Origin of the sequence: Rhodococcus sp. NKCM2511 (assembly GCF_014905595.1) — a bacterium.
GTDB lineage: Bacteria > Actinomycetota > Actinomycetes > Mycobacteriales > Mycobacteriaceae > Rhodococcoides > Rhodococcoides fascians.
On sequence record NZ_BNHJ02000001.1, the window covers coordinates 638,254 to 662,862 of the forward strand.

Below are 24,609 nucleotides of genomic sequence, written 5' to 3' on the forward strand. Positions count from 1 at the left end.
GACCCCTCTTCGAGCGAACGACGCCGATGCTCACTGCACCGACTAAGCATTACCTAACACCCTACCTTCACCGGGCCTCGGTAGGGCCGTCACCTCAGCCGCGCACCACCCGAGCCCACCCGGTCTCGTCGTTGCTCACGAAGCCGTCCATCTCCATCACCGGTAGCGCGGCACGGACCTTCGACAACGGAACCCCGGAACTCTCCGACAGTTCACGGGTGGACAACGCTCCCGTGGCAGGCAGCGCGTCGTAGATCAACAGTGCGGTCTCGGACAGCGCATCTATTTCCCGGAACAGATCGGGACGGGGTTCCTCCGGCGAGCCGAGCGCCCCGGCCTCGGCCACCACATCGTGCGAGCTCGACACCAGAACGGCCTCACCCTCACGAATCATGCGATGGCATCCCTTCGACGTCGGAGAGGTGACGGGCCCCGGCACCGCAAGAACGGGGCGGCCCAGTTTCGCCGCCCACGCCGCGGTGTTGCGCGCCCCGCTCCGCCATCCCGCCTCGACGACCACCACCGCCGATCCGAGTGCCGCCACCAACCGGTTGCGCGCCAGGAACCGGTGCTTGGCCGGAGTGGTGCCCGGCGCGTATTCACTGAGAACGACACCGCTCGAGGCGATCTGACGCAACAGTCGGGAGTGTCCCGCCGGGTATGCCCGGTCGACGCCGCAGGCGAGCACCGCCATTGTCGTCCCCTCGACTCCGAGCGCCGCGCGGTGCGCTGCCGCATCGATACCGAACGCAGCTCCCGATACAACGGTCCAGCCGTCCAGCGCCAGATCGGCGGAGATCTCGGCAGTGACGTGGTCGCCGTACGGACTCGACGCTCGGGTTCCGACTATCGACACCGATCGTTCGGTGTCTGCTCCGACAGACCGGTTTCCCAACGCCCACAGTGCGATCGGCGGCGACGTGTCGACACCCGCGGTGAGGCCGGACCCATCGAAGCCGAGAAAACGCCACGCAGGCCACTCATGGTCGTCAGGGGTGATCAGCCGTCCACCGAGAGCGGCCATGTGGTCCAGATCTGCTGCTGCAGTGTCGACATGAGCCCGTGCTGCCAGTCGCTCACCCAAGCGTCCGGCGCGTACGGCTGCGGCGGTGGCCTCGGGGCCGTGGGCAGCGGCATGGTCCGTCACCGTGCGATGCGGACCCTGTGCCACCCGAGACAGATACGCCCACGCCAGCCGACGTGCGTCATAGGTCATGCCACTCCCCTGTCTCGAAAATCCAGTGCGGCACCGACCTCGTCTGCACCGGGCACGGCGCCGCCGGCGAGATCGTTCAGAGTCCACGCCACCCGTATCGCACGATCGGCGCCGCGCGCGGTCAGCGATCCGTTGCGCAATGCCCGCTCGATCGGTGCCAGCGTCGACCGAGCGAGCCGAAACCGTTGACGCAGTGCGGGTCCGGGCACTTCCGCATTGGTCCTCCACCCGAACTCCGACCAACGATGGGTCGCGGCATCTCGTGCTCCCGTCACCCGTGCGCGGATGTCGGCCGTTCCTTCTCCGACGTCGTCGACCAGCGCCCCGGTCGCGACTCCCATCATCTGAATTCGGAGATCGACCCGGTCGAGGAGCGGTCCGGACAGTTTTCCCAAGTACTTGCGGCGAGCAGTGGGCGCGCACACGCAGTCGGCCTGCCGCGCCGGTGCGCACGGACACGGATTGGCCGCCAGGACGAGTTGGAACCTCGCCGGGTACCGGGCCACCCCGTCGCGACGCGCAATCCGAATTTCACCGTCTTCGAGTGGGGTTCGCAACGCTTCGAGTACCCGGATGCTCATCTCGGCGCATTCGTCGAGAAACAGAACTCCGCGATGCGCGCGACTGACTGCGCCGGGCTTGGCCATACCGGTACCTCCGCCGACCAACGCGCTCACCGACGTCGAATGGTGTGGCGCGATGAACGGCGGCGATGTGATCAGCGGCCGCGCACTCGTCAGCAGCCCCGCCACCGAATGGATCGCGGTCACCTCCAGCGCCTCGGACTCGGTGAGCGGCGGGAGTATCCCCGGAAGACGTTGCGCAAGCATCGTTTTCCCGATTCCCGGTGGACCGGTCAACATGATGTGATGCGCACCGGCCGCAGCGACCTCCAACGCCCATCGGGCATCTGCCTGACCGGCAACGTCACTGAGATCCGGATAGCTCTCCTGATGCCAGTCGGTCGGGGTGGGCGATTCCAGCGCCTGCTCACCACGAAGCCACGCAACGACATCCGCCAGGCAATCGGCACCCAACACCTCGATACCGTCCACCAGACCCGCTTCTGGCAGACACCGACTCGGCACCACCACCCGCTGCCACCCCGCCGCCTTCACCGCGAGCACTCCGGGCAGTACCCCGCGGACCGCACGCAACCTGCCGTCCAAAGCCAACTCACCCAGAAACACCGTCTCCGACAGGCTTCCCCGCGGAATGGCCTTGGCGGCGTCGAGGACCGACAATGCCAACGCCAGGTCGTACACCGAGCCACCCTTGGGCAACGTCGCCGGAGACAACGCGAGAATCACTCGACTGTCCGGCCAGGTACCACCCGAATTCTTCACCGCGGCCTTGACACGATCACGCGATTCGTTCAGCGCGGTATCGGGCAGTCCCACCAGATGGGTCCCCGGAAGACCCTGACCGATATCGGCTTCGATCTCCACCAACACTCCGTCGACGCCGTTGACCGCCACCGAATGGGCTCGCCCCAGGGGCATCAGAACGCCGCCCTGACGTGAGTGAGAACAGGGTCGTCACCGCGACCGATCACGATGGCGATCACGTCGAATCGGATGTGCACCCACGGCCCTCCGCGAAGCGAAAGCCACTGCAACGCCAATCCTCTGATCCGAGTCTGCTTGGTGTACGTCACCGCTTCCGCCGGCGTTCCGTAACCGATTCCCGAACGCGTTTTCACTTCGACGAACACCATCGTCTCGCCCTCGCGCGCAATGATGTCGAGCTCCCCCGAACGATGCCGCCAATTCCGCTCGATCACCTCCAGGCCGATGTGCTCGAGATGGCGTGCAGCAAGGTCCTCACCGCGGGCCCCGAGTTCTTGATTGGTCGGCATGTCGAATTCCTCCACTCTGCGGCCGCACAGCACGGCCGGATCCGGTCGCCATGACGGTGACACGACCGAAAGGAGGTGATTCCGAGAAAGTGCAGGTGCCGCATTGCCCTGTGGACACGCGCAATCCTGTGGAGAGAACCGTCGAATCGCAGGGCCGAAACACCTGTTTTGTCGTACCTGTGTGCTTACCGGCGTGCATGCCCTGTCGATCGCCCGACAAATGGTTCGAACGTGCAAAAGCTCCGTCCGGATTACTGCACGGACGGAGCTGAAGCACGGAATCGGTAATCGAATTCGATGACCGAACTACCGCTGACCGAAGACAGCGGGCATATCAAGGCTGGGAGGCGGTCAGTGCGCAGCCTCGTAGGCGGCCTGAACTTCCTGGCTGATCCGACCTCGGGCGCTGACCTCGTGGCCGTTCTCGCGAGCCCACGCTCTGATGTCCTGCAGATCGACCTTTCCTCGAGCCGGTGCAGGCGCGGCACCGGTCTTACGGGGGCGGCGACCGGAAATCTTCTCGGCGTGCTCGATCCAGAAAGCCAGCTGCTCGTGCAGTTCGTTCGCATGCTTGAGATTCAAGTCGATGCGGTACTGGTTTCCACCGATACCGAATTCGATCGACTCCCCCTGGCCTTCTTTGATTACCGAACCGTCGACATCGTCGATCATCTGGACAAGCGTCTTGCGTGCCATCTCGTACCTCTTACGCGTCTGGGAGAATGTGGTAATTCAAGTTCTACCACCGATTATCGGACCGAGGCAAAGACCCAACGATGTTCACATCGGCGTAGGGTCGAAAACATTCGGTACGAAAACGTGTGAATACCGGAAGCTATTTGCTTCATTAAATCGAAACACTATGCGAGACAACAGAATTCGGCGTTCACATTTCGACGATTCTCCCGCGCTCGACGTAACCCGGCAACGGGCCTCAGCCCGAAACAGCACACGCGGAATTATTCGGTCGGTTGTCCAGCTTTTCGCTGATCGGTGCGCTTCGGAACACTTCACACGGGGAATCCGCCGAGCGGAACCGTCCAGGTGCACCCGTCAGGCACCGGGCACACCTGCCGATTCGACCCGGAACCGACTATTCGGGGAGACGCAGATCAGGTTTGTCCAGCTCTTCGATGTTGACGTCCTTGAACGTGATCACCCGCACGTGCTTGACGAAACGAGCCGGTCGGTACATGTCCCATACCCACGAGTCCGACATCCGCAATTCGAAGTAGATCTCACCGTCGGCATTGTGCGGAATGAGTTCGACGGAGTTCGCGAGATAGAAACGACGCTCGGTTTCGACGACATAGTTGAACTGTCCGACGATGTCCCGATACTCGCGGTACAGCGAGAGCTCCATCTCGGTTTCGTACTTTTCGAGATCTTCGGCACTCATCGGTCTCTTTCATCCTCCAGTCGGGCGTGAAATTCAATCATGGCGCACCGTCGTCGGTGCAGTCCATTCGCCCCAGTGCGTCGACCTCGCTACGCGAGCGACCGGCTGCCGCGGCAGCCACGTTGGCATAGGACATTCGATGCTCTCGGCTCGGGCCGAGCGTGGTCATCGCGGTCGAATGCGCACGTGTGCTGTACCCCTTGTGCACGGCGAATCCGTAACCGGGAATGTCGGTGTCCATCTGCACCATCAACCGGTCTCTGGACACCTTGGCCAGGACACTGGCCGCAGCGATGCAGGCAGCTGTGGCGTCCCCTCCGATGACGGGTAGAGACGGCACCGGAAGTCCGGGAACCCGAAAGCCGTCGGTGAGGACATACCCGGGAGTAAGGCCCAGGCCCGCCACCGCGCGGCGCATTCCCTCGATGTTCGCCACGTGCACCCCGATTCGGTCGACCTCGGCCGCGTCGACGAACACCACACTCCACGCGAGTGCCAATTTCTTGATCCGGGGAAAGAGCTCCTCCCGGCGACGCTCGGTCAGCTTCTTGGAATCGTCGAGGTCCGCGAGGGCAGTGTGCGACCGAGAACCCAGGATGCACGCCGCGACCGTCAACGGCCCCGCGCAGGCTCCCCTGCCTGCTTCGTCGACACCCGCAACCGGACCGAGCCCGTTGCGTTCGAGTGCCGATTCCATGGTCCGCAGCCCCGCCGCCCTCCTGATGATGGGACGAGGCGGCCACGACGAGCGGCTCAGAGATGCGCGCGCACGAGGCGCGGGACGAGGACGGGCCGTCATCGACCCTGAATGTCCGGCGAGTCCAGGAGGCCGGTTCGCGATGGCGGCAACGCGATGGCCACGGCCTTGCCTATCACGTTGTCCAGCGGAACGGTGCCGGTGAACTCGTCGGTGACGTGATACCGCGAGTCTCGCGAATTGCTGCGATTGTCGCCCATGACCCAGATGTTGCCCTCGGGCACCGTGACAGGGTCGAAGCACCGGCCCGACTTCAATTCGGTCTCGCACGTCATCGTGTCCGGAACGAACGGGAAATCCATCTGTATGTACGGCTCGTCCAACGGCTTTCCGTCCACGAGCACCCGTCCCTGAGCGTCACAGCACTCGACCGTCTGACCGCCGGTGGCAATGACGCGTTTGACCAGATCGTTCTCGTCCGGAGCGACGACTCCGATCAAAGAGCCCACTTCCTGGGCCCCGCGGATGACCGAATTGTCGGAGCGCTGCGAGACGAATTCGTCGTTCCAGGAATCGGGGCCGCGGAACACGACGATATCGCCGGGCTTCGGATCGCCGAATCGATAGCCGATCTTCTCCACGACGATGCGGTCCCCGGTGCAGCCGGCGCAGCCGTGCAGTGTCGGTTCCATGGATTCGGATGGGATGAGATAGACCCGGGCGACGAACGTCTGAAGCAGAAAACTCAGCACGAGAGCTACCAGAATGAGGATGGGAAGTTCGCGCCAGAAGGACCGCTGCTTGCGATCCGCACGCTTGTTCCGGGGAGACTCGTCGTCGGGCTCGTTCGTCGAACCCTGTGGGGTCGGATCCTGTGGGGACTGCGTCACCTGGACAGGTTAGCCGGAACCGTCGCCCGCGGGCCGGTCGGTCCGCGCCTGCGGCGTTTTCACCGAGCATCGCTCGTACCGGTGCGTCCGAAACATCAGGGCGGTGGCTCCAACGCACCATGCCGCGTCACCGATGTTCGGTGACGCGGCATGGTTGCTGCTCGAAGCGGTCAATACGACCGAGTCAGCGCTTTTCTTTGATCTTGGCGGCCTTGCCACGCAGATCGCGGAGGTAGTACAGCTTCGCGCGACGAACGTCGCCGCGAGTGAGGACCTCGAACTGCGCGATGTTGGGGCTGTGCACCGGAAAAGTGCGCTCCACGCCGACGCCGAACGACACCTTACGAACGGTGAACGTCTCTCGGACGCCACCGCCCTGACGTCGAATCACGACGCCCTTGAAGATCTGAATACGCTCTTTCGAGCCTTCGATAACCTTGACGTGCACGTTCAGCGTGTCGCCGGGGCGGAAATCGGGGATGTCGCTACGCAGCGACTGATTGTCGAGAAAGTCCAGGGTGTTCATCGGTTGTGCCATCCTTGCGTTCTGCGCTTGAGCAGAGGAACCGAGCGGCTCGCCACCGGGGCGGCACAACTGGTTCGTACTCCGAGTGAGGTGTGTGCCTCGCGAGAGGCAACCCGCCTATTGTGCCAGACCGTCAGGCGTTCGAGGAAATCGCCCCGACCGAGGACTGGGCCACGGTTCCGGCCTGGGGTGCAGGCACGACGGTCCGCGCGAGCTCGTCCTCGGTGGCCTCGACCGCGTGAACAATGCTGGGCTTGCCCGCGATCGCATCCTGCAGGTAGATCTTGGCCCGTATCAACGGCCTGCGCCACTTCTTCTCTCGCCGCAGCGCACGCTCCATCTTCTTCGGTCTGCTCGTGTAGCGCCACCTCGCCCAGGGTGCACTCGGCCTGCTGAGTCGGACCGCGGCCAGAATGAGGATGGGCAGAACGAACAGCCCGATCAGCCCGGTCCAGATCTTGCCCTTGAGCAGCACGACGACGCACAGACTCAGGTTGAGCAGTGCCAGCACACCGAGTGTTCCGCGAACCCAGGGATCGGGATCGGCCCGGAAATCGGCGGGGCTGAGCAACTCCAACGGGTGAAGTCCCAGTAGCAGGAACCCGGTGAAGGCGACGGCTGCGAATACCGCATCGACGGATGTTCGGCCCTGCTCGGACCAGTAGACGTCGCGGAGATAGAAGATGAGTGCGAATTCGTCGAGCACGAGGGCAGCACCGCTGCCGAAGATCGCCGCCAGCACGGCACCGATGGTCTGCGACCCGTCCACGTACACCGCGATGAGCCCGATCCCCGCCAACAGCATCAGCACGATTCCGAACACGACATGGTGAATGTGCTGACCGCCAGGGGTGATGTTGCCAGGCCACCACTTCACATCCGCGCGAATCATTCTGACGCTCAGGCGAATCAGCAGAAATCCCGCGAGTAGGCCGAGCAGGAAGCAGAGCAACGGAAGGCGGCCGTGCTCGACGACACCGTGCTCCAACCACCTCACGCGCTCCACGTCCTTCCCGCCGCACGCCCGAAACAACGGCTATCGCCGAATCAGCCTATTCTCGTTCGTCGCCGCCGGGGTCTGCATCGACCGGGAAAGTCCGAGCGCTACTTCCCGAAGCCCGCTTTGCGCAACGCGTCGGCCATGGAACCTGCCGCAGGTGTCGCTGCGGGGCCACCGCCGCGTCGGTCGCGTTGCGGGCGGTTGCCCTGGCCGCCATTGCTCTGACGGCCGTTGCCCTTGCTCGAGGACGTACCGCGGGCGCGGTCACCCTGCTGCCCACGAGGTGCGTCCTTGCCACCGCTGGCACCGGGTTCGTCGTCCAACCGCAGACTCAGGCCGATGCGCTGACGTGGGATGTCGACCTCCATCACCTTGACCCGCACCACATCGCCGGATTTGACGACCTCACGCGGGTCCTTGACGAAGTTGTGCGACATCGCAGAGACGTGAACGAGTCCGTCCTGATGCACGCCGACGTCGACGAAAGCACCGAACGCCGCCACGTTGGTCACGACACCTTCGAGCGTCATCCCCGGCTTCAGGTCGGCGACCTTCTCGATACCGGCTGCGAAGGTAGCGGTCTTGAACTCCGGACGCGGGTCGCGTCCAGGCTTCTCCAGCTCGGAGATGATGTCGGTGACGGTGGGCAACCCGAATCGTTCGTCGACGAATTCGGCGGGGTCGAGGCGGCGCAGGAGTGCGGTGTTGCCGACCACCTCGCGCACGCCCACGCCTGCCTTGCCGACTATGCGGCGCACGACGGGATAGGCCTCCGGGTGCACGCTGGAGCGGTCGAGTGGATCCTCTCCCCCGGAGATGCGCAGGAACCCGGCGCACTGCTCGAAAGCCTTGGGACCCAAGCGCGGTACGTCCTTGAGGGTGCTGCGGCTGGCGAACGGACCGTTCTGGTCGCGGTGCGCCACGATGCTCTCGGCGAGCGAACCGGCGATACCGGAGACCCTCGACAGCAAGGGCACCGACGCTGTGTTGACGTCGACACCCACCGCGTTCACCGCATCCTCGACCACGGCCCCGAGAGAACGGGCGAGCAGAGTTTCGGAGATGTCGTGCTGGTACTGGCCGACACCGATGGACTTGGGGTCGATCTTGACCAGCTCGGCCAACGGATCCTGCAGCCTGCGAGCGATCGAGACCGCGCCGCGGATGGAGACGTCGAGTTCGGGCAGCTCACTCGAGGCGTACGCCGATGCCGAGTAGACCGAGGCACCCGCCTCGGACACCACCACCTTGGTCAAATTCGCCGCCGGGAATTTTGCAATCAATTCTGCTGCCAGAGAATCGGTTTCGCGTGACGCCGTACCGTTTCCGATGGCGATGAGCTCCACCTTGTGCTTGGCCGCGAGCCCGGCGAGTGTGGCCACCGCCTGGTCCCACTTGCCCTGCGGCTTATGGGGATAGATCGTGTCGTAGTCGACGACCTTGCCGGTGGCGTCGACGATCGCCACCTTGGTTCCGGTGCGAAAGCCGGGGTCGAGTCCCATCGTGGTGCGGTTTCCGGCGGGTGCGGCCAACAAGAGGTCTTTGAGGTTGCTCGCGAACACGTCCACGGCGTCTTTCTCGGCCGACTGGCGCAGTCTCATGCGCGTATCGAGTGAGACGGTGACCAGCATCTTGGTGCGCCATGCCCAGCGAACGGTATCGAGCAGCCACTTGTCGGCCGGGCGGCCGCGATCTGCGATTCCGAACTTGGTGGCGATACGCCCCTCGTAGACACTGGGCACACCGGGAGTCGGCTCGTCCCGCTCGGGTTCGAACCCGAGGGACAGAATCTCTTCCTTCTCACCGCGTAGCGTCGCGAGGATGCGATGCGAGGGCAGGCTCGTGAACGGTTCGGAGAACTCGAAGTAGTCCGAGAATTTCGCGCCTTCCTCCTCTTTTCCCTTGCGCACGGTGGCGACCAGCTTGCCGGAGGTCCACATCAGTTCACGCAGCTCACCCACCAGGTCGGCATCCTCGGCGAAACGCTCGACGAGAATTGCTCGTGCCCCGTCGAGCTGCTCCTGATCGAACTGCGCCGGGTCGGTGGACGGATCGGTGAACAGGGCGTCTGCGACGGGTTCGTGGCCGGCCTCCCGCGCAATCTGTGCCTTCGTCCGACGCTTGGGCTTGAACGGCAGGTAGATGTCCTCGACGCGGGCCTTGGTCTCGGCCAGCATCAGCGACTGTTCGAGCGCGTCGTCGAGTTTGCCCTGCGAACGAATCGATTCGATGACGGCATCTCGCCGCTCGTCGAGTTCTCGGAGGTATCGAAGTCGCTCGTCGAGTTGGCGCAATTGCGCGTCGTCGAGTGTGCCGGTGACCTCCTTGCGGTAGCGCGCGATGAACGGGACCGTGGACCCGCCGTCGAGGAGTTCTACAGCGGCACGAACCTGTTCTTCGCGAACATCGAGTTCTTCGGCTATGCGCTTGTTCACAGATTTCAGAGCAGTGGTCACGGCGATGGACCCTACCGCTAGTGTGGGACAGGTCGGTCAGCGGTTCTATGTGCGGGAGAGTTCTGTAGATGGTCAGGGGGGCTCGGTTACTGACCGCCACCTGCGCCGCACTGTTGGTCCTGAGCGCGTGCTCCGTACCGCCCGATGATCAAGCCGGCGATCCCGGTGGCAGGGATTCGGCCGAGACATCGGCATCGCCGTTCCCGGATATCCAGAAGGTCGACGGCGTGGCCTTGGAAGCGCGTATTCCGATGGCGGTGGAATCGGCGCGAGCCCGCGGTGCCGATGTGAACTTCGCGTTGCTGGATCGAGAGACCGGTTCCTACTACAGCAGCGATGCCGACGAGCCGATCGAGACGGCGTCGGTCTCCAAGCTCTTCATTGCCGACGAGGTGATGTTCGAGGCGCAGTCGCAGAACCGCCCCGTTTCCGCCGACGAGCTGGCCACGATGACCAGCATGCTCGAATTCTCCGACGACAATGCCGCATACACGCTCTGGTATCGATACGGTTCGTCCGAGATCGTCCGCGCAGTCGCGGCGCGATATGCCCTGAGGAACACCGACGCTCCCGGCGACGACCAGTGGTACAACACGGAAACGACTCCCAGCGACCTGGTCGGCTACTACGCCGGGCTGCTGAACGGCAGCGGCGGTCTGACCACCGCGTCGACCGACATCATCATCGGAATGCTGCGACGCTCGGCCCCCGTAGCTGCCGACGGCTACAAGCAACACTTCGGGATCGTCGACGGCTTACCGGGCGAGACCGTGCATGCAGTCAAGCAGGGCTGGATGTGCTGCGTGTCCGATCGGTGGGTCCATCTGTCGACGGGAACCATCGGCGCGGACAATCGCTACATACTGGCCCTGTCGTCCCGTGAAGACATCTTCTACGCCGACGACATGGAAAGTTACCCGGACACAGCCGTCGTCGACGTGAGCGACGACGCCAGCGCACTGCACGCACGGGACACCCTGACCGGCTTCGTGTCGATGTTGTTCCCCGACGGCAGAATCAGCTGAAAACGTCAGTCCGTCAGTAGATCCGGGCGTCGGTCCGCTGTTCTGCGCAGAGATTGTTCTCGACGCCAGGCGGCGATCTTCGCGTGGTCGCCGGACAACAGAATCTCGGGGACGTCGAGTTCTCGCCATCGGGCCGGCCGGGTGTAACTCGGACCCTCCAGCAGCCCATCGGAGAACGAATCCTCTTGGTGCGACTGCTGATTGCCGAGTACGCCCGGCATCAATCTGACGACGGCCTCGGCCATGACCAGTACTGCCGCCTCGCCGCCGATGAGAACGTAGTCTCCGATGCTGACTTCCTCGACCCGAACGCGGCGTGCGGCGTCGTCGAACACGCGTTGATCGATGCCTTCGTAGCGACCGCACGCGAACACGAGATGCTGTTCGGTGGACCATCTTTCGGCAGTGCGTTGCGTGAACGGCACGCCTGCGGGAGTGGGGACGACGAGGAGCGACTCGTCGGTCAGCACGTGGTCGAGTGCGTCACCCCAGACGGTCGGCTTCATGACCATTCCCGGCCCGCCGCCGTACGGGGAATCGTCGACGGCCTTGTGCACATCGTGGGTCCAGGAGCGCAGGTCGTGAACCCCCACCGATACCAGCCCGCGATCGATCGCCTTACCGAGCAGAGCAGTACGCAGTGGGGTGAGGTATTCCGGGAAGATGGTGACGACGTCGAGGCGCACGAACTACTCCGGATCCAGCAAGCCCTCGGGCGGATCGATCTCGATTGTCTTGTCTGCCAACGACACAGAGGTCACGATGGCCGAGACGAAGGGTACGAGTATCTCGGAACGACCGGATTCCTCGTCAGCACTCGGCGTGATGGACAGCAGTTCGCCTGCTGCCGAGTGCAGGACCTCGCGGACGGTACCGACGACCGAACCGTCGGTGAGTACCACGGTGAGGCCTTCGAGTTCGTGATCGTAGAACTCGTCCGGATCGTCGGACGGCGGGAGATCGGTCGATTCGACGACGAAGAGAATTCCGCGCAGTTCGTCCGCTGCGGTCTTGTCGTCGATACCGTTCAGACGCAGCAGAAGCCGCCCGGAGTGTTCCCGGACGGCGTCCACCGTGTGTGTCACGGGCTGTGCATTCGATCGTGGCTTGCGGCCACGCAGAACAGTGCCGACGGCGAATCTGTCGTCGGGGTCGTCGGTGCGAACCTCGACAACCACTTCACCTTTGATGCCGTGCGACTTGGCGACACGACCGATGACCAGCTCCATGATGGGTTACGTGACCTATTGGTCCGTGTCGACGACGTCGACACGGATGCCGCGACCACCGATTCCGGAGACGAGAGTGCGCAGCGCCGTAGCGGTGCGACCACCGCGTCCGATGACCTTGCCCAGGTCGTCGGGGTGCACGTGAACTTCCACGGTGCGACCACGACGGCCGGTGATCATCTCGACGCGAACGTCATCGGGATTGGCGACGATGCCGCGAACGAGATGTTCGACGGCATCGGCGACAACGGCACTCACTTCTCAGCAGCCTCGGCGGCCGGCGCGTCTGCCGTCTCGGTTGCTGCAGCGTCGGTGGTCTCCGCGGCAGCGGAATCGTCCGACTTCGGTGCCTTCTTCTTCTTGGCGGTGGTGGCCTCGCCCTGGGGCTCGGAATCCGCCTGCGCCAGCGCAGCGTTGAAGAGGTCGAGCTTCGACGGCTTGGGCTCGGCGACGCGGAGGGTGCCCTCGGTGCCGGGCAGGCCCTTGAACTTCTGCCAGTCGCCGGTGATCTTCAGCAGTGCCTCGACGGGCTCGGTCGGCTGCGCGCCGACGCCCAGCCAGTACTGCGCACGCTCGGAGTTGATCTCGATGACGCTGGGGTCCTGCTTGGGCTCGTACGTCCCGATGGTCTCGATTGCACGGCCGTTACGGCGGGTGCGGGCGTCGGAAATGACGACGCGGTAATGCGGGGTGCGGATCTTGCCGATACGCATGAGCTTGATCTTGACGGCCATGTTCTGGTGAAGCCTTTCGAGGAGTGGTCACTGCGCAATTCAGCGGTTCGCACGGCATGCGAACCCGGTTTTGCGTTGGAGTTGTCGTGACCGCCGCGCGGTACGTAACCGGAGACGGGCGAACAGCGGTCCATTCTGCCAGACGACCACCCGATACCCTCAATCGCCCGGTCAGGCCAGCAGAATCACCAAAGCCGGAAAGGTGTTGTTGACAGAGTGAGCCGTGGTCGACGCGACGATCGAGCCACTTCTCATTCTCGCGATGCCGATGGCGAGTCCTCCCCACAGCAGGACGACGAAGCGCCACCATTCTCGGTGCCAGATCGCGAACATCACCGCCGTGATCACCAGTACCACCCAGCGGTCGCCCAGCCACGCCATCGGCATGGGCCGAGTGCGTTTTTCGAGAGCTCCCCACAACATGCCGCGGAACATCGTTTCTTCGCAGATCGGTGCGCCGATCCAAATCCACACGGCGAAAACGACTTTCCACCCCACGGCGATGTCTGACATACCGCCCAGCGGTGCCTGATCCTGAAAATCGATACGCGAGAGCAGCACGAGTGCGAGCAGCACTCCACCGATCAGGGCGACTCCACCCCAGGCCAGACCCGATCGGATATGACCGACGAGTTCGTGAACGGATCTCGGGAGCCCGAAGTCGACGACGGGGCCGTTGCCCCTCGACATCGTGACCGCCACCGCCAGTCCTGCGGCGAGCACGCTCGGGATCATGATCCCCACGACGAACAGCGGCGAGGACTCCGAGGACACGACCAGGCCGAGGAGCACAAACCCGGCAAGATTGAGGCCGAGCACGAGGGCGGCCGCCGGCAGTCCCCACCGTTGGCCGGGTCTGCGCTCCGCGGCCGCTGCTTCGGCACGCCAGTATGTCTCGGACAGTCCCGAGCCCTGCTGTTGCACGTGATTCATCGGTGCCATTCCCGCCCAGCTGGGCCGGTTCACGTCGAATTCCCCCGCGCCTCCTGGTGTGCGGCCGAACTGGTCGGCATCGAATCGGTCCGGGCCTTGCCGCGGATCAACCATCGCCGAATCCCGATCCACTCGCGGCGCGTCCGCGACGATCGGTCACGCGGCCGCGCAGAATCACCAGCTCGGGGTTGGACAACACGTCCGCTCCCCCGCGCGGGTCGTCGGAGTACACGACGAGATCGGCGGGCGCACCGTGCTCGAGCCCGCCTCGCCCCAGCCACGACCTGGCGTCCCAGCAAGCAGCACCGAGCGCGTCGGTCGGTGACAATCCGACGCGTCCCAGAGCGTCCACCTCGTCGGCGATGCGGCCGTGCGCGATGGATCCGCCGGCGTCGGTTCCGGCGAAGATCGGGATACTTGCGTCGTGGGCACGGCCGACGGTATCGCCGACTCGCGCATGCAACGTGCGCATGTGCCGGGCGTAGACCGGGTAGCGGGTGGCCGAGTCCGCGATGCCGGGAAAGGTCTCGATGTTGATCAACGTCGGCACCAACGCTGTCCCGTGCTGGACCATCATCTCGATGGTCTCGTCGGTCAGGCCGGTGCCGTGTTCGATGCAGTCGATGCCTGCCGCGATCAGTCCGGGGAGCGCGTCTTCCCCGAAGACGTGCGCGGTGACGCGTGCCCCTTCCGCATGGGCCGCGGCAATGGCGTCGACGAGGATCGCGTCGTCCCAGAGAGGCCGGAGGTCTCCCACCGAGCGGTCGATCCAGTCACCGACGAGCTTGACCCACCCGTCGCCGAATCGCGCTTGTTGCGCGACCGCCTCGGGAAGTTGTGATTCGTCCTCGATGTCGATCGCCAGGCCAGGGATGTATCGCTTCGGGGAGGCGATGTGCCGCCCCGCCCTGATGATGCGCGGGAGATCGTCGTGGTCGTCCAACGCCCGCGTGTCGACCGGAGATCCCGCGTCACGCAGCAGCAGAGCCCCGACGCCTCGTTCGGTCTCGGCCTGCGCAATCGACCCGGCCAGGTCGGTGTGTCCTCCGCCGTACTCGATGCCGACATGACAGTGCGCGTCGACGAGCCCGGGCAGGATCCACCCGCCGTCGTGGATGAAGTCGGCATCGGCGATGGGCTCCGTGGACAGGACGCCCCCGTCGATCCATAGGTCGATCGGGGACTCGTCCGGCAGCCCGCGTCCCCGCACCCGCAATGCCGACACCGCAGGCCCGCTTACTTCTTCGGCAGCTTCAGCTGCGAGAGATCGATTCCCTCGAGTCCCGGCGGCAATTGATCGAGGCCCTTGGGCATCGACGACAGGTCGGGCATTCCGGCAGGCATTCCACCCGGCATTCCGGGGAACCCGCCGCGGATCTTCGGCTGTGTGGGCCCGCGAGCACCCTTCTTGCCTTTCTTGCCCTTCTTGTTGTTGCGCACCTGCTTTCGCGCACCCGGCATGCCCATCCGACCGGCCATCGCCGACATCATCTTGCGTGCCTCGAAGAACCGATCGACCAATTGGTTGACGTCGGAGACCTTCACGCCCGAGCCGTTCGCGATCCGCAGTCGTCGAGAGGCATTGATGATCTTCGGATCGGTGCGCTCCTGCGGCGTCATGCCGCGAATGATCGCCTGCACCCGGTCGAGTTGCTTCTCGTCGACATTGGCCAGTTCTTTCATCTGGCCCGCGCCGGGCAACATTCCCAACAGATTTCCGATGGGCCCCATCTTGCGAACGGCCATCATCTGCTCGAGGAAGTCGTCGAGCGTGAGCTGGCCGGAGCCGATCTTGTTGGCGGTGGCCTCGGCCTGCTCGGCGTCGAAGTGCTGCTCGGCCTGCTCGATGAGGCTGAGCACGTCGCCCATGCCGAGGATGCGACTGGCCATGCGGTCGGGGTGGAAGACGTCGAAATCTTCGAGCTTCTCGCCGGTCGACGCGAACATGATGGGCTGCCCGGTCACCTCGCGCACGCTCAGTGCTGCGCCGCCGCGGGCATCGCCGTCGAGCTTGGTCAGCACGACGCCGGTGAAGCCGACTCCGTCGCGGAACGCCTCGGCGGTGCTGACGGCGTCCTGGCCGACCATGGCGTCGAGAACGAACAAGGTTTCGTCCGGCTCGACCGCGTCGCGAATCCCGGCGGCCTGGCTCATCAGCTCGGTGTCGATACCGAGACGGCCTGCGGTGTCGACGATGACCACGTCGTACTGCTTGCTGCGAGCCTCGGCCACTCCGGCGCGGGCCACCTCGACCGGGTCCGCGGCCGACACGCCGAGCGCGTTCTCGCCACCGCCGATGGACGTGCCCGGATGCGGGGCGAAGACTGCCGCGCCTGCCCGTTCGCCGACGATCTGGAGCTGGCTGACGGCACCGGGACGTTGCAGGTCACAGGCGACGAGAAGCGGGGTGTGACCCTGACCCTTGAGCCACTTGGCGAGCTTGCCCGCCAAGGTCGTCTTACCGGAACCCTGCAGGCCGGCCAGCATGATGACGGTGGGCGGGTTCTTGGCGAACACCAGTCTGCGTGTTTCGCCGCCGAGGATGCCGACCAGTTCCTCGTTGACGATCTTGACGACCTGCTGAGCCGGGTTGAGTGCGCCCGATACTTCGGCACCCTTGGCGCGGACCTTGATGCGGTTGATGAACTCCCGCACGACGGGCAACGCCACGTCGGCCTCGAGCAGGGCCAGTCGGATCTCGCGGGCTGTGGCGTCGATATCCGCACCGGACAGTCGACCTTTGCCACGCAGGTCCTTGAGAGTCCCGGTCAACCTGTCGGAAAGGGATTCGAACACCGATTGCACTCCTGAGCTAGCCGATCACCGAAAACGAGCCGAGTCCGGCACTGTCACCAGACCGAGTCCGGCGTTGTCACCAGACTAACGCCAGCCCACCTTATCCTCGCTCAGGGCGTCGGGCAGTGAGTCCGTTCGGTGCGGTGCGACCGGTCAGGCCTTGCTTGCCGAATCACTCCACGTCACAGCGACGCCGCGGGTGGAGAGCCACTGTGCGGGATCGACTTTGACGCCGGCGGGATCGTGCACCTCGAAATGCAGGTGCGGGCCGGTCGACTGACCGCGATTGCCCACAGTTGCGATCTGTTCTCCGGCTGTGACCCGCTGACCGGGCTGCACCGAGAAGTCGTTGACGTGTCCGTAGATGGTCTCGGTGCCGTCGTCGTGCAGAACCTTGACCCAGAGTCCGAACCCGGACGCCGGTCCCGCATCGGACACCGTGCCGTCGGCTGCAGCGTAGATGGGCGTGCCGATCGGGGCGGCGATGTCCAGTCCGCTGTGCTGAGTGCCCCACCGCGAACCGAAGTTCGACGTCAACACTCCGGCGACGGGCTGGACCGTCGCCTTCTTCAACGAACGCAAACTCTCGAGCGGCGACGCCGGCCCGGCACCCGTTCCACCGAGTCCGACGTCGTCGAGCCACTGCTGGGCCGCGGCGTCCACCTCGGGGCCGAGAGCGGCGAGCGGCCCCGGAGTCGGTGCCTGTGTCGCGGCGTCCGACGGGACTGCCGAAAGATCGGTCTGTGGGGCCGGAGCCAAGTCCGGTGCGGCCTGCGGCGGCGCACCGAAAGGCGGCGCGAACTGCGGCAACTCGAACTGCGGTGGCACGAACTGCGGTGGTACGAACTGGGGCAGCTCGAATCCGGCAGGCAGCAAACCCTCCGGGACGGCGAAGGGGAATCCGGCCGCGGGCGGTTCCGGGACGGGTGCCGCGCCTGCGGTGCCCGCGCCCATGGTGGTCGCGCCGACGACGATGGCACCGGTTGCGGCGACGATGGTGGCCGCACGCCTGCCGGTGTCCTGAACTTCCTCCGCGGCGCGATGCTTGCCACCGGGCGTCCCCGATGCCGTCTCGGCCGGTACGTAGATGTTCGACCGTCGGTGTGATCCCACAGTGCGCGCCTCTCGAAATGTCAGAATTGGAGCCTGCAGGAACGACGAGACGCTCGAGCAGCGGAGCCGGCAGTTCGGCCCGAAGGGCCTGCTGCGTCAGGTGACGAACATAACAAATCGGTCTCGGGGGTAAACCCATCGGCCGGAAGTTCGTGAAATGTCACCACGGCATGTCGGTTTCCGACGAACTTCCGACCAACGGTCAAGTGCCCTCGGGCTTTTCCGGGGGTTTGGGCGGTTCCGGCGATGGCACGACGGCGAGGAGCGCGCGTTCGAGATCCTCGCGCACAGCCCGACTGTCCGCACCGGCCAAGTCGATGCAGAAGGAATCGACCACAGAACTACCCAGCGTCGATACCCGCGCCCAGCGAATATCGAATCCCTGCTGCTCGATTGCGCTCGCCAATCGACACAGCAGGCCGAGGCGGTCCTCGGCTCGCAGTTCGAGCACGACCTGACCCGGTTCGTTGTCGTCGAACCACAGCACCCGAGGCGGAGCCTGGGCGTACAGGACCGGCACAGCCGAATCCTCGCCGTCCTCGTCCGAGGTCTCGACGCGGGCGTCTCGTTCCTTCGCGTCGAGCACGGCGACCAGGTCGAGCTCGCCCGCCTGCGCACGGATGATCTCCTGCCGAATCAACCCCGCCTGCGGTGGAGCACCGAACAACGGTGCGACATCGAACGAGTTGATCGCCGAACCGTCGTGACTGCCGAGCGAGGCCGACAGCACCCGCAACGAATGCAGTGCCAGCACTCCGGCCGCGTCGGACAGCAGTCCCGGAGTATCGGGTGCAACCACGGTCACGACGAAGGTGTGCAGACCGTCGGTGGGCGTGATGTCGACGTGCACTCCCCCGCGCGAGGCCAACTCGATGTGCGCCGGGTCGAGCGGATCCGGCGACGGCAGAGTCTCTCCCGCCATCACCAGCCGACAACGACGAACGAGTTCACGGATCAGCGACGCCTTCCAGTCCCCCCACACTCCGGGTCCGGTCGCGAGAGAGTCCGCCTCGGCGAGTGCATGCAGAAGCTCCAGCAGAACGGTGTCCGCACCGAGCGCATCCACGACGGTCTGCACGGTTGCCGGGTCGTCCAGATCGCGCCGGGTGGCAGTCTCCGGCAGCAAAAGGTGATAGCGGACCATTGCCGTCAGCAGGGCCACGTCGGAGGGCCACAAGCCGAGCCGGTTACCGATCTGAACGGCGAGATCGGCACCGACGACGCTGTGGTCGCCGCCGCGTCCCTTTCCGATGTCGTGGACGAGCGCGCCGAGCACCAGCAGATCGGGACGAGCGACGCGTGTGGTCAATGCACTTGCGTACGCGGCAGTTTCGACCAGGTGTCGATCCACCGTCCAGGTGTGCACCGCATCTCGAGGCGGCAGATCTCGAACCGCACCCCATTCCGGAATCAGCCTGCCCCACAATCCGGTTCGATCGAGCGCCTCGATGGCCGCGATGGCCTTGCGGCCGGATCCCAGCAGCACCAACAGATCGTTGAGTGCTTCCTTGGGCCACGGCTCACGGAGTTCGGGGGCGCTGTCGGACAGACGGTTGAGTGTGGAGGCAGACATCGGCATGCCGGTCTGAGCCGACGCTGCCGCAACCCGCATGATCAAACCCGGATCCTTGTTCGGTCGTGCATCGCGTGCCAGCACCACCTCGCCCGCGTGCTCGACGACTCCCTCGTCCAGCGGACGGCGAACGGGTACGCGACGTAGACGCGAAAGACCGCGTCGCGGAAGCGAATTGCCGGCGGTACGCAAACCCACATCGACCGAGTAGCTGATGGTGCGTGCCGAATCGCTGAGCACACGAGCGAGATCGAACCGATCGCCGATGCGAAGCGCAGCACCGATCTCGTCGGCGTCCTGCGCACGCAGCTGATCTCGGGCACGACCGGCCACCCGGTGCAGTTCGGTACGCACGTCGAGAAGTCGCCCGTGCGCGAATGCCAAACCGCCGCCCGGTGATTCGGGTCCCAACCCGGGCATGCCATCGGTCAACTGAGCAATCGAGAGGGCGTCGAGCAGTTGCACGTCGCGCAGCCCGCCGCGGCCGCTCTTGAGGTCGGGTTCGGCACGGTGTGCGATCTCGCCGCTTCGTGCCCAGCGCCCCTGAGTCTGGCCGATCAGCTCGTCGAAGCGACCGCGAATTCCGGTGCGCCACTGCCGACGTATGCCACCGATCAACAGGTTGCTCAATTCCACGTCACCGGCGATGTGGCGTGCTTCGAGCATTCCGAGTGCTGCGGTCATGTCCGCCGCGGCAACCTGCAGGGCCTGCGGCACCGTCCGCACACTGTGATCGAGCTTGATGTGGGCGTCCCACAACGGATACCAAAGCTTGTCGGCGACGTCGGCCACGATGCGGGGGTCGAGATCGTCGTGCAACAGAATCAAGTCCAGGTCGGAGTACGGCAGCAGTTCGCGACGCGCCAGACCTCCTACTGCAACTATCGCGAAACCGGAATCCGGCTTCACGCCCAGTTCTGCGCCCTTGGTGGTCAGCCAGAACTCGTGAAGATCGACGAGCGCCTGCCTGAGCGAGGGCGCATCGAGGCGGCGGTTGCGGGTGCCGCCGTCGAGCAGTTGCTTTCTGGCCCGAGCGAGATCCGCAGCTGCATCGCTCGTGCCCTTCGATGCGGAGCCCGTAGAGACCGAAGGCCCCGGTTCTGGCGCGCGTGCGCCAGAACCGGGGCCCCCGGACCGAGACCCTGTGGGGTCAGAGCGCATCGGCGCCACGTTCTCCGGTACGGACTCGGATGACCGAATCCACCGGGGAAACCCACACTTTGCCGTCACCGATCTTGCCGGTGCGGGCTGCTTCGACGATGACCTCGACGACCTTCTCCACTGCGGCGTCGTCGACGACTACCTCGACACGCACCTTCGGAACGAAATCGACCGAGTACTCCGCACCTCGGTACACCTCGGTGTGGCCCTTCTGGCGGCCGTAGCCCTGAACCTCACTGACGGTCATTCCGAGCACGCCGGCCTGTTCCAGCCCCGTCTTGACGTCCTCCAGGGTGAACGGTTTGACGATTGCCGTGATCAGCTTCATTTTTGCTTCCCTTCACAAGACCTCGAGTGCCCGTTGTCGTACGGTGCAGCGTTCATCTCTATCTCTACCTTGTCAGGCGAAATCATATGCAGTCTCGGCGTGCTCGGCCTCGTCGATGCCGTTCGCCTCTTCCTCGTCCGTCACGCGCCAGCCCAGCGGCTTCAGAGCGAAGGCGATGACCGCGGTCACGATTGCGGTGAAGACCAATGCGAACAACGCGATGACGATCTGCACGACGAGCTGCTTGTAGTCACCACCGTAGAACAGGCCGGTCTCGGATCCGAGGAAGCCGATTCCGATGGTGCCCCACAGGCCTGCGACCAGGTGGACGCCGACGACGTCGAGCGAGTCGTCGTAGCCGAACTTGAACTTCAGTCCGACGGCGAGAGCCGACAGCACGCCGGCGATGACGCCGAGGATCATGGCTCCGACCGGGGTGAGCGCGCCGGCGGCCGGGGTGATGGCGACCAGACCTGCGACGATGCCCGATGCGGCACCGAGGCTGGTTGCGTGTCCGTCGCGGATGCGCTCGGTGATCAGCCAGCCCGCGATGGCCGCAGCGGTGGCTGCGGTGGTGTTGACCCAGGCCACACCGGCGATACCGTCGGCGGCGAATGCCGATCCGGCGTTGAATCCGAACCAGCCGAACCACAGCAGCGCTGCGCCGAGCATGACGAACGGGAGGTTGTGCGGACGGTAGGCGACCTTGCCGAATCCGGCTCGCTTGCCGATGATGATCGCCAGGATCAGGCCGGCGATACCGGCGTTGATGTGCACGACGGTTCCACCGGCGAAGTCGATCGGTGCGACGTTGGCGACGGTGTCACCGTCGTCGTTGACCATCGTTCCGAAAATCTTTGCAGCCAAGCCCTTCTCGGAACCCGAGAGCAGTCCGCCGCCCCAGACCATGTGGGCCAGCGGGAAGTACGCGAGGGTGACCCAGATTCCGGCGAAGGCGAGCCAGGTGCCGTACTTGACTCGACCGGCGATCGAGCCGCTGATCAGGGCGACCGTGATGATGGCGAACGTGACCTGGAACGCCACGTCGATGACGTTGGCGTAACCCCACGCGCCGGCGATGTAGTTGCCGTCCGCGTCGGTGATCGAATCCTTGAGTCCGAAGAACTCGAACGGGTTGGCGAAGACACCGCCGATGTCCTGGGTGCCGTAGGACATCGACCATCCCCACAAGAAGTAGATGATCGAGACGACGGCCATGGCTCCGAACGACATCATCATCATGTTCAACACGGACTTCGACTGCGACATACCGCCGTAGAAGAACGCCAAGCCCGGCGTCATCAGCAGTACCAGCGATGCTGCCATCAGCATCCACGCGGCGTTGCCGGAGTTGGCCAACATATCCTCGGGACTCACGTACACCCTCCATTCTCCTGCACACCGGTTGGCGCGCCGTTACGCAAGAAGAGTGGTTTCACGAAGTTTCATCCGTGACACTCGGGTGTTTCGGGCATGTGAACGCATGACCGAATTCTGTTGCTAAAAGGTTTCGTGCTGGCGTTTGTGCTTTTTACCCGGTTCGCGGGAGCCCGGCGAGGTCGATCAACCGAGCAGTGCGTCGACGAACGCCCCTGGCTCGAACGGAGCCAGATCGTCGGCACCTTCGCCGAGACCGACGAGCTTGACGGGTACCCCGAGTTCCCGCTGTACCTGAAAAACGATGCCGCCCTTCGCGGTTCCGTCGAGCTTGGTCAGCACGACACCGGTGATGTCCACGATCTCGGCGAAGACGCGCGCCTGAGTCAGTCCGTTCTGGCCGACCGTCGCATCCAGAACGAGCAGCACGTCGTCGACGTGGGCCCGCTTCTCGATGACGCGCTTGACCTTGCTCAGCTCGTCCATCAGACCGGACTTCGTGTGCAGGCGACCTGCGGTGTCGACCAGCACCACGTCGACTCCGTTCTCGATTCCCTTGCTCACCGCGTCGAAGGCAACGGCGGCCGGGTCGGCAGCTTCCTTTCCGCGCACCACTTCGGCACCGACTCGCTCGGCCCAGGTCTGCAGCTGATCCGCGGCAGCAGCGCGGAACGTGTCGGCCGCACCGAGGAGCACTCGTCGGCCGTCCGCGACCAGGACACGGGCGAGCTTGCCGGTGGTCGTGGTCTTGCCGGTGCCGTTGACTCCGACGACCAACAACACCGCAGGCGCGCCGTCGTGCGGAAGCGCGCGAATCGAACGATCGAACTCCGGATGCAGTTGCGCCACCAGAATTTCCCGCAGCAGGGCTCGCGCATCGGCTTCGGTACGAATACTGCGAGCTGCCATCTGCTCGCGCAGCGTGCGCATGATCTCCGTCGTCGTGGCCGAGCCGATGTCGGCGATCAGCAGCGTGTCCTCGACTTCTTCCCAGGAGTCCTCGTCCAGGTCTCCGCCGCCGAGCAATCCGAGCAGGGACTTGCCCACCGCGGACTGGGAACGAGCCAGACGTCCACGTAGACGGTCCAACCGACCTTCGGTCGGATCGATGGTGTCCAGTCGAGGAGCAGGCGCCTCGGCGTCCGGGGCGGGTTCCGGCACCGCAGGCGCGGTGGGCTCGGCCGGCTCGGCTGGCTCGACAACCGGCACCTGAGGCTCGACGACCGGAACCTCGGGGTCGAGGACCTCCGGCTCGTCCCGAGTGTGGGTGGGTGGCACCGGCGTCGGCTCGACCGGGAAGGTCTCGACAGGCTTCGGGGCAGGCGGGACGGGCTTCGGGGCAGGCGGGACGGGCTCGGCGGTCGCAGTGCCCTGACTGAACGAGAAACCGCTGCCCGCGGTGTAGCCACCGGATCTGTCCTTGGTGGCCGCGTCCTCGATTCGGGCGGCCTCGTCCGACTTGAGGGACACTCTCCGGCGACGGGACAGAACGAACCCGACGACGAGGACGACGAGCAGGACGGCAGCGATCGCCGCGACGATGATCCACGCTTGATTACTCACGTGACCATCCTCTCAGGTTGTCACGACCGAACGCATCGGTGGTGCATCGCCGAAATGGACTGTCCGCCGTCCGGGTCGTGTCGATAGCATCGTCGCCATGACGTGGACCACGGTGCGCGACGCCGACCAACTGACCGCCATGTTCGGCGAACCCAGCTTTCGGGCGGCCAACAAGGATCGCCGGACCCTGCATCCGCTCGACGCGCAATGGCTCGCGGCCTCGCCTTTCTGCCTGATGGGAACCTCGGACGCGAGCGGGCGGTGCGACGTCTCCCCCAAGGGTGATCCGCCTGGCAGCCTGGTCCACGTCATCGACGAGGCCACGATCGCACTGGCCGAACGGCCCGGTAATCGTCGAATGGACGGCTACCGCAACATTCTCGAGAATCCGTTCGTCGGCCTGAACTTCTTCGTGCCGGGGCGCGGCGACACCCTGCGCATCAACGGTCGCGCGTCGCTGGTGACCGACGCACCGTTCTTCGACGAACTACAGGTCAAGGGCCACCGACCCATCATGTGCCTCGTCGTCGACATCGAGCAGGTGTTCCACCACTGCGCCAAGGCATTCATGCGGTCCAAGTTGTGGCAGCCGGACACGTGGGATGCGGACTCCATTCCCGATGTCGCGTCCTTGACGAAAGCGTTGATTCCGCAGGCACCCGAAACGGTGGAAGAACTCCGCGAGTACTACGGGCCCTCCTACGCCGAGCAGCTCTACCCCGAGAAGTAGCGCAA

General features: G+C 64.8%; 24 protein-coding genes. 2 read left to right on the plus strand and 22 right to left on the minus strand.

All coding sequences use genetic code 11. From position 1 onward, the window contains the following. Positions 1-94 precede the first annotated feature (94 nt). The 10 genes from dprA to JLZ96_RS02855 all read right to left on the minus strand — a co-directional run bounded on the left by dprA (position 95) and on the right by JLZ96_RS02855 (position 10,042). On the minus strand, positions 95-1,216 hold the full coding sequence (gene dprA, locus JLZ96_RS02810; protein ID WP_201009473.1) for a DNA-processing protein DprA: 1,122 nt from the start codon (positions 1,214-1,216) through the stop codon (positions 95-97). Then, on the minus strand, positions 1,213-2,718 hold the full coding sequence (locus tag JLZ96_RS02815; protein WP_201009474.1) for a YifB family Mg chelatase-like AAA ATPase: 1,506 nt from the start codon (positions 2,716-2,718) through the stop codon (positions 1,213-1,215). The genes dprA and JLZ96_RS02815 overlap by 4 nt, the downstream gene beginning before the upstream one ends. Next, positions 2,718-3,074 (minus strand): YraN family protein, encoded by a 357-nt coding sequence (locus JLZ96_RS02820; RefSeq protein ID WP_027496696.1) that lies wholly within the window; start codon positions 3,072-3,074, stop codon positions 2,718-2,720. The genes JLZ96_RS02815 and JLZ96_RS02820 overlap by 1 nt, the downstream gene beginning before the upstream one ends. A 351-nt stretch (positions 3,075-3,425) precedes the next feature. Continuing rightward, positions 3,426-3,770 (minus strand): Lsr2 family protein, encoded by a 345-nt coding sequence (locus JLZ96_RS02825; RefSeq protein WP_027496695.1) that lies wholly within the window; start codon positions 3,768-3,770, stop codon positions 3,426-3,428. Positions 3,771-4,167: 397 nt separating this feature from the next. Then, on the minus strand, positions 4,168-4,473 hold the full coding sequence (locus JLZ96_RS02830) for a DUF2469 domain-containing protein (RefSeq protein WP_008717288.1): 306 nt from the start codon (positions 4,471-4,473) through the stop codon (positions 4,168-4,170). Between the two features lie 37 nt (positions 4,474-4,510). Then, positions 4,511-5,272 (minus strand): ribonuclease HII, encoded by a 762-nt coding sequence (locus JLZ96_RS02835; RefSeq protein ID WP_080729283.1) that lies wholly within the window; start codon positions 5,270-5,272, stop codon positions 4,511-4,513. Then, positions 5,269-6,060 carry a signal peptidase I gene (gene lepB, locus JLZ96_RS02840; RefSeq protein ID WP_094663035.1) on the minus strand — a complete coding sequence of 264 codons (792 nt, stop codon included), beginning with the start codon at positions 6,058-6,060 and terminating at the stop codon, positions 5,269-5,271. Before lepB ends, JLZ96_RS02835 begins: the two co-directional genes overlap by 4 nt. 184 nt (positions 6,061-6,244) lie before the next feature. Then, positions 6,245-6,586, minus strand: a complete 342-nt coding sequence (gene rplS, locus JLZ96_RS02845) for a 50S ribosomal protein L19 (RefSeq protein WP_027496692.1) — start codon at positions 6,584-6,586, stop codon at positions 6,245-6,247. 133 nt (positions 6,587-6,719) lie between these two features. Continuing rightward, positions 6,720-7,583, minus strand: a complete 864-nt coding sequence (locus JLZ96_RS02850) for a hypothetical protein (protein WP_374758022.1) — start codon at positions 7,581-7,583, stop codon at positions 6,720-6,722. Positions 7,584-7,690: 107 nt separating this feature from the next. Then, entirely contained in the window at positions 7,691-10,042 is a 2,352-nt protein-coding gene (locus JLZ96_RS02855) for a Tex family protein (RefSeq protein WP_201009475.1), read from the minus strand. 68 nt (positions 10,043-10,110) lie between these two features. On the opposite strand from JLZ96_RS02855, the gene JLZ96_RS02860 reads away from it, so the two are divergent. Continuing rightward, positions 10,111-11,067, plus strand: coding sequence for a class A beta-lactamase-related serine hydrolase (locus tag JLZ96_RS02860; protein WP_236253818.1), 957 nt, complete (start codon positions 10,111-10,113; stop codon positions 11,065-11,067). A 5-nt stretch (positions 11,068-11,072) separates the two neighbouring features. Here the strand turns inward: JLZ96_RS02860 and trmD are convergent, their stop codons facing one another. The 12 genes from trmD to ftsY form a co-directional block, all read right to left on the minus strand. Further along, positions 11,073-11,753 carry a tRNA (guanosine(37)-N1)-methyltransferase TrmD gene (gene trmD / locus JLZ96_RS02865; protein ID WP_032391540.1) on the minus strand — a complete coding sequence of 227 codons (681 nt, stop codon included), beginning with the start codon at positions 11,751-11,753 and terminating at the stop codon, positions 11,073-11,075. Positions 11,754-11,756: 3 nt separating this feature from the next. Then, a complete protein-coding gene (rimM, locus tag JLZ96_RS02870; protein ID WP_027496688.1) occupies positions 11,757-12,296 on the minus strand; it encodes a ribosome maturation factor RimM in 540 nt (179 codons plus the stop codon). 15 nt (positions 12,297-12,311) lie between these two features. Continuing rightward, the gene (locus JLZ96_RS02875; RefSeq protein WP_027496687.1) at positions 12,312-12,554 is read right to left on the minus strand and encodes an RNA-binding protein; all 243 of its coding nucleotides are present in this window, start codon (positions 12,552-12,554) and stop codon (positions 12,312-12,314) included. Next, entirely contained in the window at positions 12,551-13,030 is a 480-nt protein-coding gene (gene rpsP, locus JLZ96_RS02880; RefSeq protein WP_032366399.1) for a 30S ribosomal protein S16, read from the minus strand. The genes JLZ96_RS02875 and rpsP overlap by 4 nt, the downstream gene beginning before the upstream one ends. A gap of 171 nt (positions 13,031-13,201) precedes the next feature. Next, positions 13,202-14,077: a CPBP family intramembrane glutamic endopeptidase gene (locus JLZ96_RS02885; protein WP_201009476.1), complete on the minus strand. Its 876-nt coding sequence runs from the start codon at positions 14,075-14,077 to the stop codon at positions 13,202-13,204. Next, positions 14,070-15,188, minus strand: coding sequence for an amidohydrolase family protein (locus tag JLZ96_RS02890; RefSeq protein WP_201009477.1), 1,119 nt, complete (start codon positions 15,186-15,188; stop codon positions 14,070-14,072). Before JLZ96_RS02890 ends, JLZ96_RS02885 begins: the two co-directional genes overlap by 8 nt. 11 nt (positions 15,189-15,199) lie before the next feature. Further along, positions 15,200-16,759 carry a signal recognition particle protein gene (gene ffh, locus JLZ96_RS02895; protein WP_032366589.1) on the minus strand — a complete coding sequence of 520 codons (1,560 nt, stop codon included), beginning with the start codon at positions 16,757-16,759 and terminating at the stop codon, positions 15,200-15,202. Positions 16,760-16,912: 153 nt separating this feature from the next. Then, positions 16,913-17,872 carry a M23 family metallopeptidase gene (locus JLZ96_RS02900; RefSeq protein WP_094717600.1) on the minus strand — a complete coding sequence of 320 codons (960 nt, stop codon included), beginning with the start codon at positions 17,870-17,872 and terminating at the stop codon, positions 16,913-16,915. A 202-nt stretch (positions 17,873-18,074) separates the two neighbouring features. After that, positions 18,075-20,606: a [protein-PII] uridylyltransferase gene (locus JLZ96_RS02905; protein ID WP_027496681.1), complete on the minus strand. Its 2,532-nt coding sequence runs from the start codon at positions 20,604-20,606 to the stop codon at positions 18,075-18,077. Beyond that, positions 20,596-20,934 carry a P-II family nitrogen regulator gene (locus JLZ96_RS02910; RefSeq protein ID WP_019664269.1) on the minus strand — a complete coding sequence of 113 codons (339 nt, stop codon included), beginning with the start codon at positions 20,932-20,934 and terminating at the stop codon, positions 20,596-20,598. The genes JLZ96_RS02905 and JLZ96_RS02910 overlap by 11 nt, the downstream gene beginning before the upstream one ends. Positions 20,935-21,006: 72 nt before the next feature. Continuing rightward, positions 21,007-22,311 (minus strand): ammonium transporter, encoded by a 1,305-nt coding sequence (locus JLZ96_RS02915; protein WP_370878683.1) that lies wholly within the window; start codon positions 22,309-22,311, stop codon positions 21,007-21,009. 186 nt (positions 22,312-22,497) lie between these two features. Further along, complete coding sequence (gene ftsY, locus JLZ96_RS02920; protein WP_027496679.1) at positions 22,498-23,874, minus strand: signal recognition particle-docking protein FtsY; 1,377 nt, start codon at positions 23,872-23,874, stop codon at positions 22,498-22,500. Positions 23,875-23,971: 97 nt separating this feature from the next. Here ftsY and JLZ96_RS02925 point away from each other — a divergent pair, with 97 nt between their 5' ends. Then, entirely contained in the window at positions 23,972-24,604 is a 633-nt protein-coding gene (locus JLZ96_RS02925) for an MSMEG_1061 family FMN-dependent PPOX-type flavoprotein (protein WP_045841949.1), read from the plus strand. Positions 24,605-24,609 lie beyond the last annotated feature (5 nt).